Source organism: Enterobacter sp. DNB-S2 (genome assembly GCF_019443845.1).
Classification (GTDB): Bacteria; Pseudomonadota; Gammaproteobacteria; order Enterobacterales; family Enterobacteriaceae; genus Enterobacter; species Enterobacter asburiae_B.
The window spans coordinates 1,218,315-1,237,887 of the sequence record NZ_CP050520.1 but is presented as its reverse complement, the minus strand read 5'-3'; the positions used below and the strand labels follow the sequence as shown (position 1 = coordinate 1,237,887).

5 protein-coding genes are annotated in these 19,573 nt (G+C 47.1%); 1 reads left to right on the top strand and 4 read right to left on the bottom strand.

Annotated features, from left to right (window positions below; translation table 11 throughout):
- Positions 1-8: 8 nt before the first annotated feature.
- From HB664_RS05845 to HB664_RS05830, 4 genes are all read right to left on the bottom strand, one after another.
- Positions 9-4,937 (bottom strand): class I SAM-dependent DNA methyltransferase, encoded by a 4,929-nt coding sequence (locus HB664_RS05845; RefSeq protein ID WP_219940472.1) that lies wholly within the window; start codon positions 4,935-4,937, stop codon positions 9-11.
- A gap of 2 nt (positions 4,938-4,939) precedes the next feature.
- On the bottom strand, positions 4,940-7,798 hold the full coding sequence (locus tag HB664_RS05840) for a DEAD/DEAH box helicase (protein WP_032948436.1): 2,859 nt from the start codon (positions 7,796-7,798) through the stop codon (positions 4,940-4,942).
- 223 nt (positions 7,799-8,021) lie between these two features.
- On the bottom strand, positions 8,022-14,348 hold the full coding sequence (locus HB664_RS05835; protein ID WP_219940471.1) for a DEAD/DEAH box helicase: 6,327 nt from the start codon (positions 14,346-14,348) through the stop codon (positions 8,022-8,024).
- Positions 14,348-17,707 carry an STY4851/ECs_5259 family protein gene (locus tag HB664_RS05830; protein WP_219940470.1) on the bottom strand — a complete coding sequence of 1,120 codons (3,360 nt, stop codon included), beginning with the start codon at positions 17,705-17,707 and terminating at the stop codon, positions 14,348-14,350. Before HB664_RS05830 ends, HB664_RS05835 begins: the two co-directional genes overlap by 1 nt.
- A gap of 213 nt (positions 17,708-17,920) precedes the next feature.
- On the opposite strand from HB664_RS05830, the gene zorA2 reads away from it, so the two are divergent.
- A complete protein-coding gene (gene zorA2 / locus HB664_RS05825; RefSeq protein ID WP_219940469.1) occupies positions 17,921-19,573 on the top strand; it encodes a type II Zorya anti-phage system protein ZorA2 in 1,653 nt (550 codons plus the stop codon).

Genomic DNA, 19,573 nt, shown 5'->3' with positions numbered 1-19,573 from the left:
CTGATACATTAATTGATATGTTCAGAAAAGAATGACCAGGCAACTTTATAGTCGTCTTCACGGTCAGGTTTGATAAAAGGTGCCAGCCAGGTGACGGTTCGGCGCTCACCTTCATCGCTGCGGGTATAGTCATCAAAAGTGACGCTGACGGTACCGGTTTGCAGATGCTTGACATCATCCCAGCCGATGGCTTGATCGGTGCAATCGCCGCCGGTCCAGTCTGGGCTGTCGACGTTAAAGACAAAACCGTTTTTCAGGTCCGCTTTACGCGCGGTACGCGGCAGGCCGACGCCCACCAGCCCTTTGCTTGGGGTAAAGATAATGCGGCCGTTTTGATCATACCAGGTATCGGCTTCATACTGACGCATGACCGGGAACTGAACGCGGTAGATAGTAAGCAGTTCTTCGAGGGTTAAACCCAGTGCCTGTGCCACCAGCACGTCGATTTCCACCAGCGCCTGACGGCGACTGTAGTCGGAGCGTAAGGCGCAGTTACGCTGCCACTCTGGGGTCAGATCAGCGAAGAAATCCTGGGGGAGTTGTGGGAGATCGCGGCTCCAGCGCTGAGTGTTGAAGTCTGAGTTATAACAGGATTCCCAGAGAGCTGCATAATCATTTACCAAAGATACCAAACATAGGGCTCGGGTATGCAATGCTTTACGGTAGACAGCTTTAGTTAATAATGGCAGCTGATTAAGCATTGAAATATTAGCATGCCCGGAACCTGTACTTTTAACTCTAAAGTCTAGCGGTAGCGATATAGTCTGACAAAAGAAATCCAAGAGTTCTTTTTGGTTACTAAAAACAGTACTTAAACAGGTGTGAATATGGCTTACGCCCGGAGGCACGATTGTAGTAATCAGTGTTCTTTCAGATGAGGAACCAATCATTTCGCGATTCACAAAACGATAATAATCCGTCACCTTCCTCGGCTCGTCTTCATCCTGTTCTGTCCACGAAACCCGTGGAGTGCGCTTTGCATACTCCTGTGCATCACATGCCGGAATATAGTTAGTGCGCGGCAGATAGTCGTCGGGTAGGGTTAACAGGTCCAAACAATCGTAATCGCTGTTTAACGTACAGTTTTCGCGCGGAGTCTTGTAGAACGGTGTCCCAACAAAGAAGTGCGGGCCAGATAAAATCCATTGTGAGGCGTTCTCTGAAAACTGGGTTTCACGAATCATCGTTCCATCGTTTTGAGCGTTAACCTCATTCCAATGCTGGGTTGAATAATAGCTATCCCCTAAATCCCCTAGTTTCCTTTTCTGGTCAGCAAATTTGTCCAACACAGCTACTAATTGGGTTGCATGTAGAGCAGGCAAGCGGGCTTGGCACGCAGTAGTTCCTTCACTGTCATACAGACGAGCAAATAAAGAAAGCTCCTTTACACCAATATGAATCAGCCGTGAGCGGTGACCAGAGGTGTTCCAGGAAACCTTCAGTTTTCCATCAATTTCCTGTTCATCTTTGATACCAGGCACTGGACCTAAATTATTGTGTTCAAACGAGGCATCAATTGCACTTACTGCGTAAACGTTGGACATGTTAATAAAAGACGGCGCTGTATTCTTCGGTCCATAGATATTTATACTGAACATCGTTGCATGGTGAACCTCAGCAAAAAGACTCAACTCATTATGAAACTGAAAATGCGCTCTCAACCTCGGATACACCGACGCGCGCAATTGCCCGCCTTTCGGATCATCATAAATCCCTTCCGGGTGTAAGAACCCTGCCACACCTTTCTGCGCTCCCAAACGCCACGCCTGTGGTAAGAAACATTTATAGAGATTTGCTTTTTGGCCTACAAGTACAGAATAATTCTGCTGCGCATTCAGGAAGTTTTGCATCCCTTCGCAACCCTCATACTCGCTGCGCCAGGCATTTTCGAGCAGCGGAATTCGATTGAAGGTTTCATGACGCAATGTCGCCAACTTCGAAGCACTCAATCGGCCTAGAACAAACTCCGGCTCGTAGTCGCCCAGCACACCAGCTTCCTGCCATTCCACTTTCAGCCACGGCGGGTTTCCGAGCATCAGGTCAAAACCACCGCGCTCGGCGAACAGATCGCAGAATTCCAGATCCCAATGAAAGAAACGGTGCTGCTTTTTCAGCGCATCGACAATCGCCAGACGAGGTAAATGGCGGAACAGCACATCGGTTTTCAGGCGACCAGCGCCGGAAAATAGCGAAGACTCTTCACGCACAATGCCCTCATCGGCAAACAGATCGCCGGTAGCCTGTTCTGTACTTTCTATCACTCTTTCCGTGACGACAATACCGTCGAGCAGAGTCTCCATCTCCATCAGCCACATACCGCGGTCCGGCAGTTCGTCCGCTTTGTCGATCGGCCAGAACCACAGCGCGCACCAGTAGTCCATCACCCAGCGCAGTTTCTGATAAGTACTGTTATCTTCGAGGCGACCGCTGAAGGTTTCATCTTTGCTGCTTAAAGAAGAGCGAACTTGAGCCGTATTTTCCGCAGGCCATACCGGGTAATTGTCGGCGGTTTTCTGACGCTCGGCTTTCAGCTGCTGACGGAACGTGTTCCAGAGCGCTTCCACTTTGCCGCTGATGCGCTGCACATCAACAATCTCATGTGGAGCAAAGCTTTTAGTAAACTCTTTGCGCCAGCTGTCCAGCGCTTTGAAATCATCCGGATAGCGCTGCTTAACGGTTTTGTCGCTGTAGTTGGCCATGCCGCTGTCCGGTAGCAGGAAGTGGAAAATCTGCTTCTCTTCGCGTGGAATATTCATCGCCAGCTCGGCTGGCTCGCTGTTAAGCCAGCTCGGATCTTTCGCTTTTTTGTAGGTCAGTTCGCTCTTGTTGAACACCTGACGCCGCGCCCCAACCAGCGAGTTGCCGCAGTGCAGCTGGTAGCCAAACCACGGTACAAATGCATCGCCGCTGATGGCGTTCAGCCACAGCGACACTTCCGCCAGCTCCACCGCCACCGGGTTTAAGTCCACGCCGAATACGTTGTTGTCGGCAATGTACATTTTCACCCGTTGCAGCTCCTGGGTGTAGCGATCCTGAGGAATGCGGCGACCTTCCGCCTGCTGTTTGTGGAACAGGTAAGCTTCCGCTAGCTGGTTGATGGCTTCGTTAAGGAACGCCGCGCTGCCCATCGCCGGTTCGCACACGGTGAGGTTTAATATTGCGTCGGCTTTGGCGTGCGGATCGGTAATCGGATCAATCTGCTCTTTAAACAGTTCTTTCAGGGCATACTTGACTAACGATCGGGTCAGTACTTCCGGGGTGTAGTAAGAGGCTGATTTTTCGCGGTCTCGCCCGGCCATGCGGTAGATAAAGCTGCCTTTACGGTGAATACGCAGGCTGCCGTCTTTTTCGTAGACCTTCTCATCGTCGTGGTATTTACCGATCTCGTCTTTGCTAACGAAATAGCCAGTCTCCAGCTCGTTAAACTCTTCTCCAGCTTTTTTCACCTCGTAGAGGTCATCACTGGCAAAGAATCCTCGATAGGAGAGCAGCGCTTCATACACTGCACCTAACTGGTTGATACCCAACTGACGATAGGAGATACGCCCCCGGCGGTTGAAACGTCCTTTACCCGGGCGGCTTAACGACATCGCCTGAATAATTTGTTGCAGGGTTTCGTTGCGAAACACCACGCGGTTAAGAATACGGGTGTTACTCGCTTCAAACAGATGGCTTTCAAGGCGCGGTACACTGAACTGATGGCTATGAATAGTGATCCGGTCGCCGCTCTCCAGGTCGCCCTGCATTTTCACGCCGCCGCTGTAGCCGTCACGCACCAGTTTGAACAGCATATTCAGGCTATCGTGGAAGTAGCGCCCATTGCGATCTTCTTCGCTGGTCAGCGGGATCATCTCCAGATCGCGCAGCGTTTCCAGGCTGTAGCCCTGTAGATAAGTTTTGGCGGTCATCGGCGCATAGCCTAGTTCCGGGCGCGCTTCGATATAGAACAGGAACAACAGACGATACATATACCGCAGGCATTCGCGGCTCAACTCATCCGGGTTAATAGCACGTTTCCCGGTATAATAAGCCAGCTCGTTGTCGATGAGATAACGCATCGCTTCATTACCCAACAGCTCAATGCTCTCACGCAGGGCATATTTCAGATCTTCCGACACGCCAAACGCATGTTTGTGCGAATTGTCATCCAGCGAATCGAGGTACGGCGCACCGCTGCCTGGCAACAGCGAATCTTTGTGTAGCAATACCGACGTGGCTTTCAACGTATCCGTTTCACGACGGCTTAAAATTTCTTCAAAGTCAAAGCGCAGCAGGCGGTTTTGCGCCCACTTAGTACGATCCAGCAATAACAGCTGGCGGTTACCGAGCAACAGCACAAAACGCGGTGGTTCATTTTGCGTGAAGACCGCCGTGGAGAGCAGATCCTGCCAGCTACGGTATTCGCCGTTCGCTTTTTTACGCAGACTGTCGCGCTTATGTTTATCGGTATCTGCCGGGAACTGCGCAGTCAGCAGCGACAGCGCCAGCGGATCCAGCGTTCCTTCATCCTGATCATGTGCTTCAACAATCCACAGCCACGGACTACCGTCGGTACTATTGTAACGAGCCAACACTGGCAAAGGCGTATCGTCATCCAGCATCTGTATGTGCGGATTGAGTTCATAACCCAATGCCTTTAATAGCGGCTGCCAGCGAGTGCGCTGATCGGCAAGACGCTGCGGGATCTGGCGCTGTTTTTCATGATCAGTGAGTCTACGGAAAAACTCTGTCGCCAGGCTGTTAAGCTGGTTCCACGGCGCGCGGTAACCCGCCTCAACCTCTTTGCCCTGTTCACGGGCAGCGCGTTCAGCTTCGCGAGCGGCATTTTCCTGCTCCATCCAGGGCTCCAGAACATCGCGGATGTCGCTGGTAAAGACTTCGCCCAGATAATGGTTGGAGTAAAATTCGTTTTCGTTATTAATACCGACCAGCGCCATAATTAGCCCTCCGCTCCGGTGATTACAGCAATAACCTGAATGTAGGGCTCTTTTTCGGTGGTCATGGTGTCCTCAATCCATTGGATATAGCTGTCAAAATTGTGTTCGATTTCGCGCTGACGTTGTTCTTTGCGGCTCTTTTTCACTGAAAGCTGCTGTTTATTATCGGCAAAATCCAGTTCCAGTTGGCTCAGCTGACGCCCACGCAGAACGTCCAGCTTTTGCAGATGTTCACTGAGTTGCTGATTGATATGCTCCTCAAAAGCATTTCGATCGTGAACAAACACATCCCGCGCATGGGCGATTGCCGCTTCCAGCAGAACCTGCTGGCGTTGGTGGTTACGATCTTTACCACCACTGTTAGTCAATTTGCTTCTCAATTGCGGATGTCGTTTCAGAAACTCAGCAAAAGGCAGGCTACCGCTTAACGTTTCGTGGTTAAAGCTCACCACCAGCCACGGATTCACCATCGGGTGCGACTTACGGTTCGGGAACAGCCCGGAAAGGATGAAGTGATCTTCATCAGGCTCAAACAGGTGCGGCAGGCGCATCACCGGAGCCTGGTGGCGACCAAAGGCGGACTGAATTTTGTCGTCTAACCACTGCACGACCGGGTTAATTTGCCAGAGATACTGCACATCGGGCCAGGCATGTTGCTCACCACGCGCACGCGAAATGGCTTCCGTGATAACGGTTTTGTCCTGGCTTAGATAAAGCTGCCAGTTTTCCGGCGCAATTTCCGGCGGTAACTGGTTAAAGCGACGGCGTAACTCCTCCGGTGCGACCAGCGATAAGGTGTTATCAGGTAAGGTATCGTATTGCACGGTCTGACCGCTGGCCTTCAGATAGCCCAGCGCTTTTTCGCAGTATGCCTGCTCATTATCAAACAGGCTAATGTCGCTTTCGGTCACGGCTGAGGCATCGTTGGACACTGCGCTGCAGATTTCGCCAAACAGGTCGTTTCCAGTATTTTCAGTGACATTGCTATTCAACAGATCATCGAACAGGCTGGCACCATCGTCCTGCATCATGAATTCAGCAACCTGCTCTTCTTCCTCTTCCTGCGTAAATTTGCCAGTAAATTCGGAGCTGTCACCGATATTCTTCTGCGCCTGTTCGTCTTTATTGATCAGCACTTCCAACACACGCATATCACCGTTGATCTGCGGTTCACTGGCTTCAGTCAGCAAGTAACGGATCTGTGGCTGGTGTTTTTGTCCGTAGCGGTCAATACGTCCGTTACGCTGCTGGAATACCATCAGCGACCACGGAATATCGAAGTGAATCATTTTATGGCTGAGGTGATGCAGGTTGATACCTTCAGACGCCACATCCGAGCAGATGAGCAGGCGTAGCGGAGACTGGGTTTTGCCAAACGCTTCGACGGTTTCCATCAGAACTGTATCGCCCTGATCGCCTCGCAACGTGGCAATTTGATCGTCTTTCAGCTTGAGATCGGAACGCAGTTGCTGCCCAAGGAACTCGAGCGTTTTGATACTCTCGGTAAAGATCACCAAACGATCTTCTGTGTTATTCGCTTTCCAGCGGAGATCGTTACGGATGGTCTCCAGCAACAACTGATACTTGCTGAACTGACTGGCATCAATATTATTGAGCGCCAGCAGCAGTGACTCTAATTCGTTAATCTGGCTCTGACTGTTTATTTCTTTGCGGTTCTCAAGCCGCTTCAGGCGGTTAGCCACCACGCTGGCACATGCCATTGGACTTGAGAACAACGCTTTTTCGAGCGTAATTTTGAACAGGCGGCCTTTGTTTGATTGCGAGTCTTCATCATCGTCGTCACGGAACTGGCTCTCAACCAGCCGACGATAAGCTTCTTCTTCGGCCCCGGTTGCCGGGTGCGTTAGTTTGACGATATTACGTTCCGGAAACTCGCCAGCCATCTGATCTTTCACGTCTTTTTTGAAGCGACGCACAACCAGATTTTTATCGGCAAAATCGGCGTATTCATACTCTTTCGGATTAGCAATGGCCGTCGGGTCGAGCATATTCATCAGGCTGGCAAAACTTTCAGCCTTACCGTCATGCGGCGTGGCCGAGAGCATAATCAGCGTATCGCTGCGTCCGGCAAGCAATTTTGCCAGTTTGCTGCGCAAGGAGCTGGTCCCACGTTCAGCGACGTTATGCGCTTCATCGATAACAATAATATCCCACCAGGCATTTTCCAGGTGGTGGCGATATTCGATGTCCTGTTTCAGAGTATCGATGGAGATAATGGTCTTATCGAAATAGTGAAACGGGTTGTGGTTGGTTGGGATACGGTTACGCACCTTTTGTAAACCAGCGGAATCAAGCCGCGTCAACGGAATAGCAAAACGGCTCCAGAACTCTTTCTGGAATTGCGTGAGCATGGATTTAACCGCCAGCACCAGAATGCGTTTGCCACGTCCGCGGCGAATCAGCTCTGAAACCAGGATACCGGCTTCCAGCGTTTTACCCAGCCCTACCGCATCAGCAATTAATATCCGCTGGCGCGGCTGCGCCAGTGCCATGCGCGTGGGGTCGAGCTGAAAGGGCATGGAATCCATCGCAGCCTGATGTCCAAAATGGACTTTGCTGTCAGTCGGGACGCGTTGGCGTAGCTGGCTCTCTATGTACAATTGAGCCGCCTGGTAATTGGCTGACTCATCTTCCACCAGATTTGTTTTTGCTGGATCAAGAATCTCGACTTTTTGCTCCAGCTTTGTCAGAAATAGCCCTTCTTTACCGCGTACCAGCTCCGAAATTCCATCACAGGTCAGCAGGTGACCACCATCTCCGCTGTCATCCGCCCGGCGAATGCGCCACTCTGCATCACGAATAACCACCCGCATCCCAGGTGCATAATTTTGCTTATTCATCGGTTTTTCTGTCTGTATGAGGCAGTGGCGGTAACACTATCCCGAGCGATGTGGTGCGGCACACTGCGATAAAAAAGAGGGCCTTAAAGATAACATGAAGGGCAGCGTCAAGGGGATAAAATGGAATGTAATGCGCAGAAATCACGCATAAATTTCAAACAACGATAGTTAAAAAGTGAGCTGGGTCAACTCCCCCACACTGAGTCGGTGGGGGAGAATTCGTTTAGCCTGCGATGATATAACTCTTCAATCCATTATCCGGGGCTATAACCAATGCCCGGCATGTTGCCAGGCGCTCGACCTGATTCGGTATTCGTCCTGAAAAATCGAAGAATGTGTCACCTGTACAACGCCAGTAACTCAGTCCCATATCGAGCAACACATAATGTTCACTGCCATCGCTGAAGGTCACGGTCAGTTCACGTCCGTGATCGGTGTTCTGATTATCTCCTGCTAACCATGAGATTTTCCCTGACCAGGCTGGCCCAAGGTAGCCCTCTTCCAGCAACGTGGTCATAACTTGCTGGCGATCCTGCTCATCAAGCCATGCGTTATAGAGTGAATCGTGTTGGCGAGAACTGTACTCTAACTTTTTAACTGAAACAGTGAGTTCGGCACGTTCTGCCAGCCCCTGTTCAACCAATTCCGTCAAAATTTCACCTAACAAACGTACAGTAAATGGGCTATTGAGATAACGATCACTATAATGGACGTGAGTAATTTCGCGTCCATTAGTAAAAACCTTCTTCCAGCCAGCATGCTGCTGAGCTATCAGTGCCCAGAAACGCGAACCAAAACCTTCCACCTGACCGTCAAGTTGTTGGCTGAGATTGATGCGTACCGCCCCGGCGGGCAATGCTGGCAGTAAGTCTTCTGCACTCAAAGTCTGACCCGAGAATGTTTTTCTGGACGCCCCTTTAATCGTCACTACCGGCGATGCCGAGCTTTGTCCCCATAATTCACCGGGCGAAACGGTGGCACTGTCGGCAGCGGCCCACTGTTGGGTTTGCCCCTCACGAGTGACCTGTGCCAGTAAGTGCCCATTCCCTTGCACAAGTTGCGCAGTATCTATAGATTTCACTTGCAAGCATTCACCCGGTATCGCCGCTAGCGCGGAAAGCTGATGTCTGGTGCTATCAGCTAAGTTTTCCAGCTGCGTGGCAATCAGCAACTTAACATTGCCCCCAGAGGAAGCAAACTGGAGTAACTCTTTAAATAATGGCCATTGCGCAAAACTCCACTGTTCCTGCGACCCAGCAAGAACCAACGAGCAAGAATCATAAACCTCGCTGTTCAGGCATTGCGCAATACGCAAACTGAGTGGGTTGGTTTCAACCCGACTACTTTCTCCGAAGTACTGATATTCTGGCGCGAGATTAAGCCGCTGTAGACGAAGATTAGTGAGCAGAGTTAATGCCTGGTGACGATCTAATTTGCCGACATAATGCTGACTGTCGTAGCTGAGCAAGCAGTGGTGGCAGAATTTATCACAGCTGCAATCGAGCAATTTTCTGGCGTAATTAAAGACATCCGACCAATTATCGATCAATTGCACTGCATAACCCGCACCACCAGCATTATTATCGTAAATAAAGATAGAATATCCAGTGAAGCCATCGATATCGCGCGCTTGCTGTGTCGTCACGCCCAGCTCAGTATTTTCGATACCCAATTTATGCGCTAATCCTTCACGCAAAGCAACCGCAAGGGAACGCGCGGCAACATCATCCCTGATCAGTAAGCCACTATCATCACTGAGTTGCAGCTCAACCATATCTGTACGGCTGCTATATCCCAACCACAGATCTTTATGAACATGACCGTGGCACAATTTATTGTTCCCCTGCCGATCATTACTACCGCCTCTCAACAGGTAGTGTGTATTTTCCTTCTCCGGGTTCTTTAGATTCTCCGGAGTACGCTGGGGCTGGGTTTGAGATTCTGCCCGGCCACAGGAAAGACAAATTGCGTAGCCATGACCAAATTCACCCTCACTAAAGTGGAACAATTCCCCGCTATGACTAAAACGGTAACGTCCGAGTCCAGCATCGGGTAAGGAGACCCATACCGAAGAAGGTACAAGAACACGAGGATCTTTCCAGGGAAGTTGCGCAGGCATGGATACATCATTATGTGCCTGATAACGAATGTCTGTCGCGAAACCGACAGGCTGTAAATACCGCTTCACATCAAGCTGCTGTATATCTGCCTTGCAGTGGCAACATTCGACAGGCCGGGTGGCGCTGGTCGCTCCCGCGCCGCATTTACGGCAATGCCAGAACCACGGAATATGATGATCGCCAGACAGCTCCTGCCCGCTGGCAAGTACTTTACCAAGCATAATACCCGAGGAACGATATACTTTTCCGCCCAATACCACATCAGCACCAGGAGCATATTCACGTAATGCTGTGGGCAGGTCACGGCTGGGCAGTTTTTCAATGCGGCGAGAAAAGTTTTCTCCCCCTTCATTAGGGTCAGCCTGAGTGGCTTTTATTGCGCGACGTCTTTCCAGTTCATCCGCGGTCAGATAATTGAAATTGACCACGCCAACCGGGAAACCATGACCCGGCAGGAACGCTTCACTGATGAGTTTAGAAAACAGATAAGCACCGCGATAATCACGAAGCTGATAAGTGATTGCTTTGCCTGCTGGCGTTTCTTCCCACGCGCTGTTATCTGTTTTCAACGCTTCGATGTTTTCCAACAGTATGGCAAGTTGGCTTCTCCAACGAGTATCAACCAGCTGCATCATCGTTTGCGTACGAGTCAAGAGCTGTGGCGGCGTCAATGACATCAGTACAGTTCCCTGGGTAAGGCGTTTAAGTTTATCCGCCAGCTGATCGGCCTGATGATTTAACCAATGGAGAAAACGAAGACACTGGCTCTCATCACCTTCAAAGAACCATTTACAACTCAGTTTTGTCGCATCAGGAACTTCAGCCCGTAAAAACGCACCTAAAACCAATGCGTTAACATGCCGCTGAACAATACTACTGCTACCAAAACGAACCCGTGGGGCACTCGCAACGGTGTTGAACGCCCAGAGAGGGTCTTTGAATACCTCCATTCCATGCGCGGTGTTTTTACATAACGTAATGGCGGCAGATGCGCTTTCACCGCGACGGCCAGCACGGCCAGCACGCTGCAAATAATTCGCCGGAGCCGGAGGAACGTTATTCATCGCGACCAAACTCATACCACCAATATCCACGCCCATTTCCATGGTCGTGGAACAGTTCAACACATTGACTTTCCCTGCTTTAAATTGTTTTTCATTAAACTGGTTCTTCTCTGGTGTTCGCTGCGCTGAGTGTTCCTCCAGACGATACCAGCTATCTTTCAGGGCCAATCGATCACTGCGAGTAGACCATACCCCCTCCTCCCGAGCATGTTGAATGCGTTCATTACATTCCAGCCAGTGCAGGCGCTCTTCTCGCGCCATTTCTCCACCACCAGATAAACGCCAGTGACGCGCAGGAAGCTCAGGCATTTCAATCAATACAGCTTTTTCAGGTGCTATCTCTTTGCTACCTGGTAAATACGGAGAATAACCCAATAAAGTGACATCTAACGCACGGCGAGTATAGGGGCAACGCCAGACTTGCTTTGGACTGTAAAATTCAGCTTGTTGTTTAATGTCCAATTGATAACCCGATTCAAACTGACGCAGGCATGGTCGAATAGCTTCCCAGACCTCATTCATTAAGTAATTAACCAGCGCTTTCCAGTGAGCCTGCTCAGGCTGTATTGCCGGAAAGACAGCAATTAATAGCTTAATGACCCGGTTATAATGACGATCGCGTATTTGTGGCCAAAGTTGATCACGTTTCTGCCCTTTGTATTTTTTATCTGGCCCCTGCAGCATTTTTACCGGGAAACGTGCTCCCATCCAGCGAGGGTACTCCTCGTTTTCGTAAAAAACGGCACTGTTTTCACGTATAAAGAAATCAAGGGTAATCTTCAATAAATTACGCCATTCCGGTAATTGCTTATCGGGGTCGGGTAATAATGTCTTCCAGTCCTGCGGGCAGGTTGTGACTTTATCAATAAATGGATAGTGAATGGCCACCAGCCCCAGACTTTCGAGGGTCCAGGCATTTTTAGGGCGGCGACCAAACTCACTGTATAAACAAAAATCAGCAAACTGTTGTTTAGTAAGCTCAAGTCCAGACAAGTCTTTAAAACTGCCTCTCATTCTGTCCGCAAGATCCACACTGCCAACAAGTTGTTCAGACAGAGTTTGCCACGACATGGTTTTCTTCTGCTGATTGCCTGAATTGACGAGGAGTATTTGCATTGCTTCAGCATGTTCCTGACTTAAGGAACTAACCATCGGCTCGATAATTCTAAGCGCCTGAACGTCTGCTGGGCTAAGCTTCTCATTCGAAACCATCGCTTTTCTCAGTGCGTCGATGGAATTTTTTAACGGAGGGATAGAAAACTGGGTAATAAAACTCTCTAACAATGCACAATGTGCCGGACTGAGCTTTACTGATGGCTCATTAATATTTGCCAGTTCCTGATAACAAAGGGTTCGTAACGTAGCTTTATCTGCGTCCTGCTGTAATCGGGCAGAGATACGGGCGGTTCCCTGACGTGAATCCGTAAAGGTGAGCAAACGTCGACCATTAAACGGTCCTAACTGCTCTTCTCTTGTTTGCGGTAAAGGCGAAAATTCAAGCAGAGTAGGAATAATTTCATTTAAAAAAAAGGGTGCACCGAGTCGAAGCGGACGGAACAAAGGATTATTTTTCCGTTGGGTGTCACCACAACAAACACAAGCAAAGGAATTATTGCGTCCCTCACCTCGAGATTCAGGTCTTAGCAGATTTATCTCATAGTGCTTTTGCGCCTCGCGGTCGATTTTACCCGCCGTCGCTTCCTCCAGTGAAATGATATATTTTTCACCATCGCTCGCTATAAGACGATCAAATTGGGAGTTATTTTCTAATTCGTTGTTATCTTCATCTTCAGAATAAACATCGAGATCAAGAGCAAACTCATCCTCTTCGGCAGCAGCAGGTTGCGCCACCAACCAGCTCGTTCCATCACCGCGCACTTCCTCCTTGGCAGACAAATAAGCTGAACCACACCCGGAGCAACGTAAGATTTCAAATACAGGCGCACCACAGTCACAATATTGGCGTTGTTCAAACCATACCTGACCAAATGGCCAGTCACTCTCACCTAATTCACTCGCTTTATGTGCGCATTGTTTATTTGAACATGCCCATAGGCCCGCGAGTGTTCGGATAAACCCATGCATACGTAATGGCGTAAAAGCTAGTGAAAATTTAGATTCACCCTCTCGCGATTTCGCCATCAGATCGAGAAGCTGCAGCAGCTCACGGTGATTAATGTCTGGCCAGGTTCTTCTGGCAACATTGAGCAATTCACTCAAACGTACCGCCAGGCGTCCGGGGCGAGTTAACGCCTGACGCAATTGCTGGGCCACACGGTAATGGCACAGCTGTTGGTAAAGTTCCTGAGAACTTAGTGAGTTAAGAGATGCTAAAGATGTGGGATATTCATGACGAATAAGAGACTCCGATATCGGCGGTATTTGTCGATAGCCGCGAACTACTTTTACATCACGTTCTGTGACCCCCGCGAGATCGGCAACAAATTTAGCAAGTTCTTTATTACCTTCAGGAGAATCTTCACCAATAGTGGCCGAGGTAGCAATGATTTGCACAGGTTTATCTGTACCAGGTCCAACATTGAAGGCCTGCATGACGCGACGTAAAAGCATCGCTAATTCAGCTGCCTGAGAGCCAATATAACTGTGAGCCTCATCAAGGACGATATACTTCAGCATTCCCTGGGACTTTTCAATGACAGGGGCATCTTTGCGACGAATCAGCATATATTCCAGCATCGTGGTATTCGTCACCATGATGGACGGTGGGGCTTCATAAATGGCTTCCCGACTCAATGCCTGTTCAGGTACTTTGAGCTGGTCTTCCTGAACTTCATATTTGGTATGCCGGGTTTCGCCATTATATAGCGCAAAGCGTATCTTCCCTTTAAACCCGCGAGTCCACTCGCGAAGCCGCTCTTGCTGACTATTTATTAGCGCATTCAACGGATACAAGAAAATAGCCTGCGTCCCTGTTAGTGACTGCCGGGTCAAATTTTGCTGACGAATAAGATCTTCCAGCACCGGCACCATAAAACATTCTGTTTTTCCTGACCCTGTACCACTGCTCACTAATAGGGACTGCTTGTCTTCAAGAATCGTTCGCCACGCAGTTAGCTGATGACGAAACGGCACTGGCGCATTGCTCAAAGCATCAACCAGCGGGCTGGAGATCAGTTTGTCACGCAAATCCTCCATTGTTTCATCCGCGGGCATCCAGCCAAACGTACTTTCGAATACCGGATCTGCAAGCAGTGACCCCCCCAGACCTGGAGGCTGGAAATATTGAGATTCCAGATATTGACTCAACGACTTGCTCCGCAATGCCAGCTGACTTACCACCGACCTCACCGCACGCTGATGAAGCTGATTTAGAAGTGGCGCATAATGCAGTTGCTGAACGTTCATCAATGACATACTCCTGCTTGTTCAAAATAATACTGATAGATAACCCCCAATTGCTGCGGGGCTTGCTGATAGTGAAATTCAAAAAGTGCAGTTAGCTGATGCATAAGTTTATTGTTTCTTTGGGAAAGCAGCGCCGCGACTAACATCAAATTAAAACGTTTTTCAAAACGAGTGTGATATGTGTTTTCGATCCAAAATTTATTAAAAACAGATTTAAGGTCTGGAGTAATAGCACTATCCCAAAGCTCTTTAGAAAAAATGCTGACACGTCCAAAACTATCTGGGTTTCTTAATAACATCTGTTTGGCATCATTAAACTGCTCGCGGCTTACAGATGGCAATACAGTGCAACCTGCAGGTAATATCTCACTATGTGTAAGCAACATATTAGCGATGGGAACTAATCGACGATCGATATGCGCTTGATGATTTATAAATGCAATAAATGGCTGTAGTATATTTAATGCAAATGCCTTATCATTAATCTGTTTTTCCAGAGAATACCAACACTGTTCAAAGACATCTTTCCATATTGAAACAGGAATCCATCCCCATGAGAAGGGTAATTCCTCCTGTATATCATAAATAGCATCACTATCCCCAGAAAGACATGATGATATTAACAACTGAACAACCACGCAATAATTACTCGAAATTTCTCTAAATAAATCCAGTTCCAGCAAAGGCAAGCTATTATTCAACTTATATTTTTTAATGTACTCAACCAACAAATAACAAGAGTTTTGCAAAGGATTATTTTTCATTTCCAAAAACAGCGCATTACAATATTCCTTGCGTTGTTCTGGCGATGCGTTGCATATAGCATTTAGAAATAAATCATCTGTCTGTAATGTAGGTAGCATCCATTTAATCACTGGTGCAATACGAATTGCACCATCAATTTTACCCACAATTAACCATGGGCCACCTTGATTATTCAACGTCGAGAAATCATAACCAGACTCATCTTTTTTCAGCAGGACTGCGCATAAGTCAGGAGTATTAAGAGAAATGGCTTCAACAACCATGTCGTCTATTTTATGGTAAGGAAAAACAATAGAATCTTTTATATCAACCAGCAATCTTTCATCACCCTCAATAAAACGGCCATCGTAGCGTTTAATATTGAGTGTTGTTTTGTCCTTACCAAATCTGTCAGAGTAAAAATCAACACGTAATGTACTATCATTTTTCCATGCACATACAAGCATGGCGTTCAGCAGATTATAATTCTCATAAAGTGAAATCTGTTGCAATTTTTCATTACGGCCAGATAACAATGGAATATCCGCATGTAAATAATGAAATTTTTCAGACATCGGGTTTTCATCCAACAACTCGATATTAAGATATCCTTTCCCGGCACAAGATATTGTTAACAGCTCAGCGTCCACGCCATGCAAATGTGCTATAGATGCAACACCGTCAAAATGAACAGAACCATCATTACTTACAAACCGTCCACCGCTAACGGGCTTAGGTAATAACAATTTAAGATTAGAACCATCTTTCCAGGATACTCGTAAATTGATGGTGCTCTCTAGCATCTGTGATGAATTACAATCAATAACACACTCGTTTTGCAAATAATCTGATTTAAGTGTTACTTTTTCATTGTTTGAATATTTATCAACCCTTGCATCCGTTATACCAGAGAGTACAATAACTCCTTGCTGAGCAGTCTCGGGAATAATTTGAATATCGAAATCTGCTGGCAAAATCACAACTTTACCGCTAAATAAAACCTCACCATTGACTATTCGCCTGACTTCTATCTGCCCTTTCGGCATTACTGATGCGACAGAAAACCAGGAGTTGTTACCTGAACGAATGGATCGCCAAAAAAGTTCGTTCTCTGGGACAATGCCATGCTGCATATCCTTTTTCCAGCCGATCTTTGGCCAAGCACGATGGACAGGATAATCAGATTTTACCAGATCGATCTCTGTCGGTTTTATATAATACTCAATCGCAGAATCATAAAGTTGCTGCGTGCGAATCGTACAAACTGCGCCATCATGTAAAACAACACTGAATACTCCGCTTATTTTAGTTAAGCTACGTTCACTATTTTTCAGCAACCTCGGGATATCAAACTCACCTTCTCCACTAATATCCAAATGACTATTTGTCGGTAGCGAAATAAAAAGAGAGTTTTGCCTGGAACTAACAGAGCCCATGCCGACAAGTTTTAACTGTGACTCGCTCTCATTCATCGCTTCAAAAACCCATGGTAAATCTTCGGTAAGCTCATAACCCCCTTTGGGAATTACGTGACCTAGCAGAATCGGCCCTTCATGGAGCGACAACGATATTTCGGTCATCGCATCTGCCCCAGAGAGTTTTTGCATAGCGAAGGGTAATAACTCTACTCGCCAATCTTGCTGTTCATAACGGCTTAGCATTGCCAACCGGGCCCCACCATTTCTCCATTTTGCAGAAATGATGAGTCGTGTCTGTTCCGGCTGAATATTGCTTTCAAACAGGGATATTAACTGTTCAGTACGCATTGTGGCCGGAAATCGAAACCGGGCATCGCAATACCAACTGTCATCAACATCAACCCATATCCTTTCAACCAGCACATTGCTTGATATACGGGGCTCTGAAGATTGAGAAATTAATCGTCTTACAATCTCTGAGGCATTCTCTTCCGGGAGTACCAACGGAAGTTGAAGATGCCAGTCAGGATATTGTTTGCGTAGTGAGGAAACGGGGTCCTGACCATGAGTGGGATGCTCATTGAGTAACGTATGAAGTGTCTCGCAAAATTCACCAGCTATTTCATAGACGAGTTCATTTTGCATTGTCGCAGGAATAGTGTCGCCCAGTTCTTGTGCGATTATTTCCGCAGGACGCCTTGACGATTGCCCACGTAGTGCCTGATAAACTCGTTTGAAATAGGTTATTAAATAGCCACTTTCATTTTCAATCATCCGGATGGGCAAACCGCCTTCGCAAGCCAGAGTATGCAGATAACCCGATGCTTGACCCAGACTTCTCACCTTTCTTTTCCAGTAACGAATCCCATCATTTACCAGCTTTTGCCGATGTGCGTAAGGTACCTTCCAGCCAATCGATTCTAAAATAACGTCCCATCTTGGATGTCCTGCAGTATGGTTACGGCGGATAAACTCAGCGGCGTATATGCTGAACAAAACATCACTGTAAGAAATGAATATGGTTTTGGGGTAGTTACGTGGAACATGGGCACGAAGAAGAGCAGCCAAACTTTCATACTCTGCATCATGACAACGGTAAGCATACAGCGCCCTCCCATCAGCTCCGGGTAATGAACGACTGCTAAAAAACGCATTGAGCCATCGCAAAAGTGGGTTAACTGGAGTTTTCACAAGCAACCTGCCTTCGATTGATACAATTAGTAACAGATTACTATGATTGCAGGAAAGCTCAACGCCTGAGACCAACAAAATATGATAGAAATCATGTATATCTTGGCGAAAGTTGATACAATCAACGAAGATTCACTGGTTTAAAGGCCACATATTTTACAAGGTGTACATACAATTTTTACACCAGCATTACTAACTGTGATTATTACAGGAATAACAATGTTAGCTCAGCTTTTTGAACATTTGTTTCAATCAATTGATTCCACACTCGTCACAAACATTTTTATTTGGGCTGTTATCTTTGTATTTTGTGCTGCTTGGTGGTGTGATCATAAAAATATTCATAACAAATTCCGAGAGTACGCTCCAACATTAATGGGAGCATTAGGCATACTGGGTACTTTTATCGGTATCATTATTGGATTGCTTAATTTTAATACTGAAAGCATTGATACCAGCATCCCTGTATTATTAGGAGGTCTTAAGACAGCATTCATTACCAGTATTGTTGGAATGTTTTTCGCAATTTTCTTTAATGGATTAGATGCTTTCTTTTTTGCCAATAAACGTCGCCTATTGGAGGCGAATACTCCAGCGTCGGTTACTCCTGAGCATATCCATCAAGAATTAAAAGAACAAAATAAACATTTAGTGAAGTTAATCTCTGGCATGAGTGGTAGCGAAGAGGGTTCCATTGTTGCCCAAATAAAACTACTGCGTAATGAAATCAGTGATGCCTCCCGGGCACAAATATCTAACCATTCTAATTTCAGTAATAAGCTCTGGGAACAATTACAGCAATTTGCAGACCTGATGGCAAAAGGAGCAACCGAACAAATTATCGATGCCCTTAGGCAAGTTATTATTGATTTCAACAATAATTTAACTGAACAATTCGGTGAGAATTTCAAAGCACTTGATACTTCTGTAAAAAAACTTGTCGACTGGCAGGAAAACTATAAAAACCAAGTTGAGCAGATGGGTGAGCAATACCAACAAAGTGTTGAATCTTTAGTCGAAACCAGAAAAGCTGTCGCAGGGATCTGGGAAGAATGCAAAGAGATTCCTCTTGCGATGGCTGAGCTTCGTGACGTGCTGCAAGTGAATCAGCACCAAATTGGTGAACTCTCCCGTCATCTGGAAACCTTTGTCGCCATACGCGATAAGGCAACTGATGTTTTACCTGAAATTCAAACAAAAATGTCTGAAGTGGGTGAACTCTTAAAATTAGGTGCCGCGAATGTCAGCGCGTCTCTTGAACAAACCAGTCAGCAGATACTTATCAATGCTGATTCGATGCGAGTTGCCCTTGATGAAGGCACTGAAGGTTTCAGACAGTCAGTGACTCAGACACAGCAAGCTTTTGCATCAATGGCCCATGATGTCAGCAATTCCTCTGAAACTCTTACCAGCACGCTAGGAGACACTATTACGGAGATGAAACAAAGTGGTGATGAGTTCCTGAAATCTCTGGAAACACACTCAAGAGAATTGCATCGAAATATGGAACAAAACACTACTAATGTTATTGATATGTTCAGTAAGACAGGTGAGAAATTTAATCAACAATTATCCAGCAATGCCGATAACATGTTTGGTTCAATGCAATCTTCGTTTGATAAAGCAAGCGCGGGACTGACATCTCAGGTGAAAGAGTCAATTGAGAAATTTGGTAGTTCAATTAACGAGCAGTTACATGCTTTTGAGCAAGCAACAGAGCGCGAAATGAATCGTGAGATGCAATCACTAGGGAATGCTCTGCTCTCAATCAGCAAAGGTTTTGTCGGTAACTACGAGCGACTACTCAAAGAGTATCAAGCTGTCATGGGACAACTGCAAACATTAATTTCTGCTAATCAAAAACGAGGATAA

Bases quoted from the DNA above. Each gene is read 5' to 3' on its own strand.
- HB664_RS05845 (WP_219940472.1), bottom strand. From the start codon at position 4,937: ATGGCGCTGGTCGGTATTAATAACGAAAACGAATTTTACTCCAACCAT.
- HB664_RS05840 (WP_032948436.1), bottom strand. From the start codon at position 7,798: ATGAATAAGCAAAATTATGCACCTGGGATGCGGGTGGTTATTCGTGAT.
- HB664_RS05835 (WP_219940471.1), bottom strand. From the start codon at position 14,348: ATGAACGTTCAGCAACTGCATTATGCGCCACTTCTAAATCAGCTTCAT.
- zorA2 (WP_219940469.1), top strand. From the start codon at position 17,921: ATGTTAGCTCAGCTTTTTGAACATTTGTTTCAATCAATTGATTCCACA.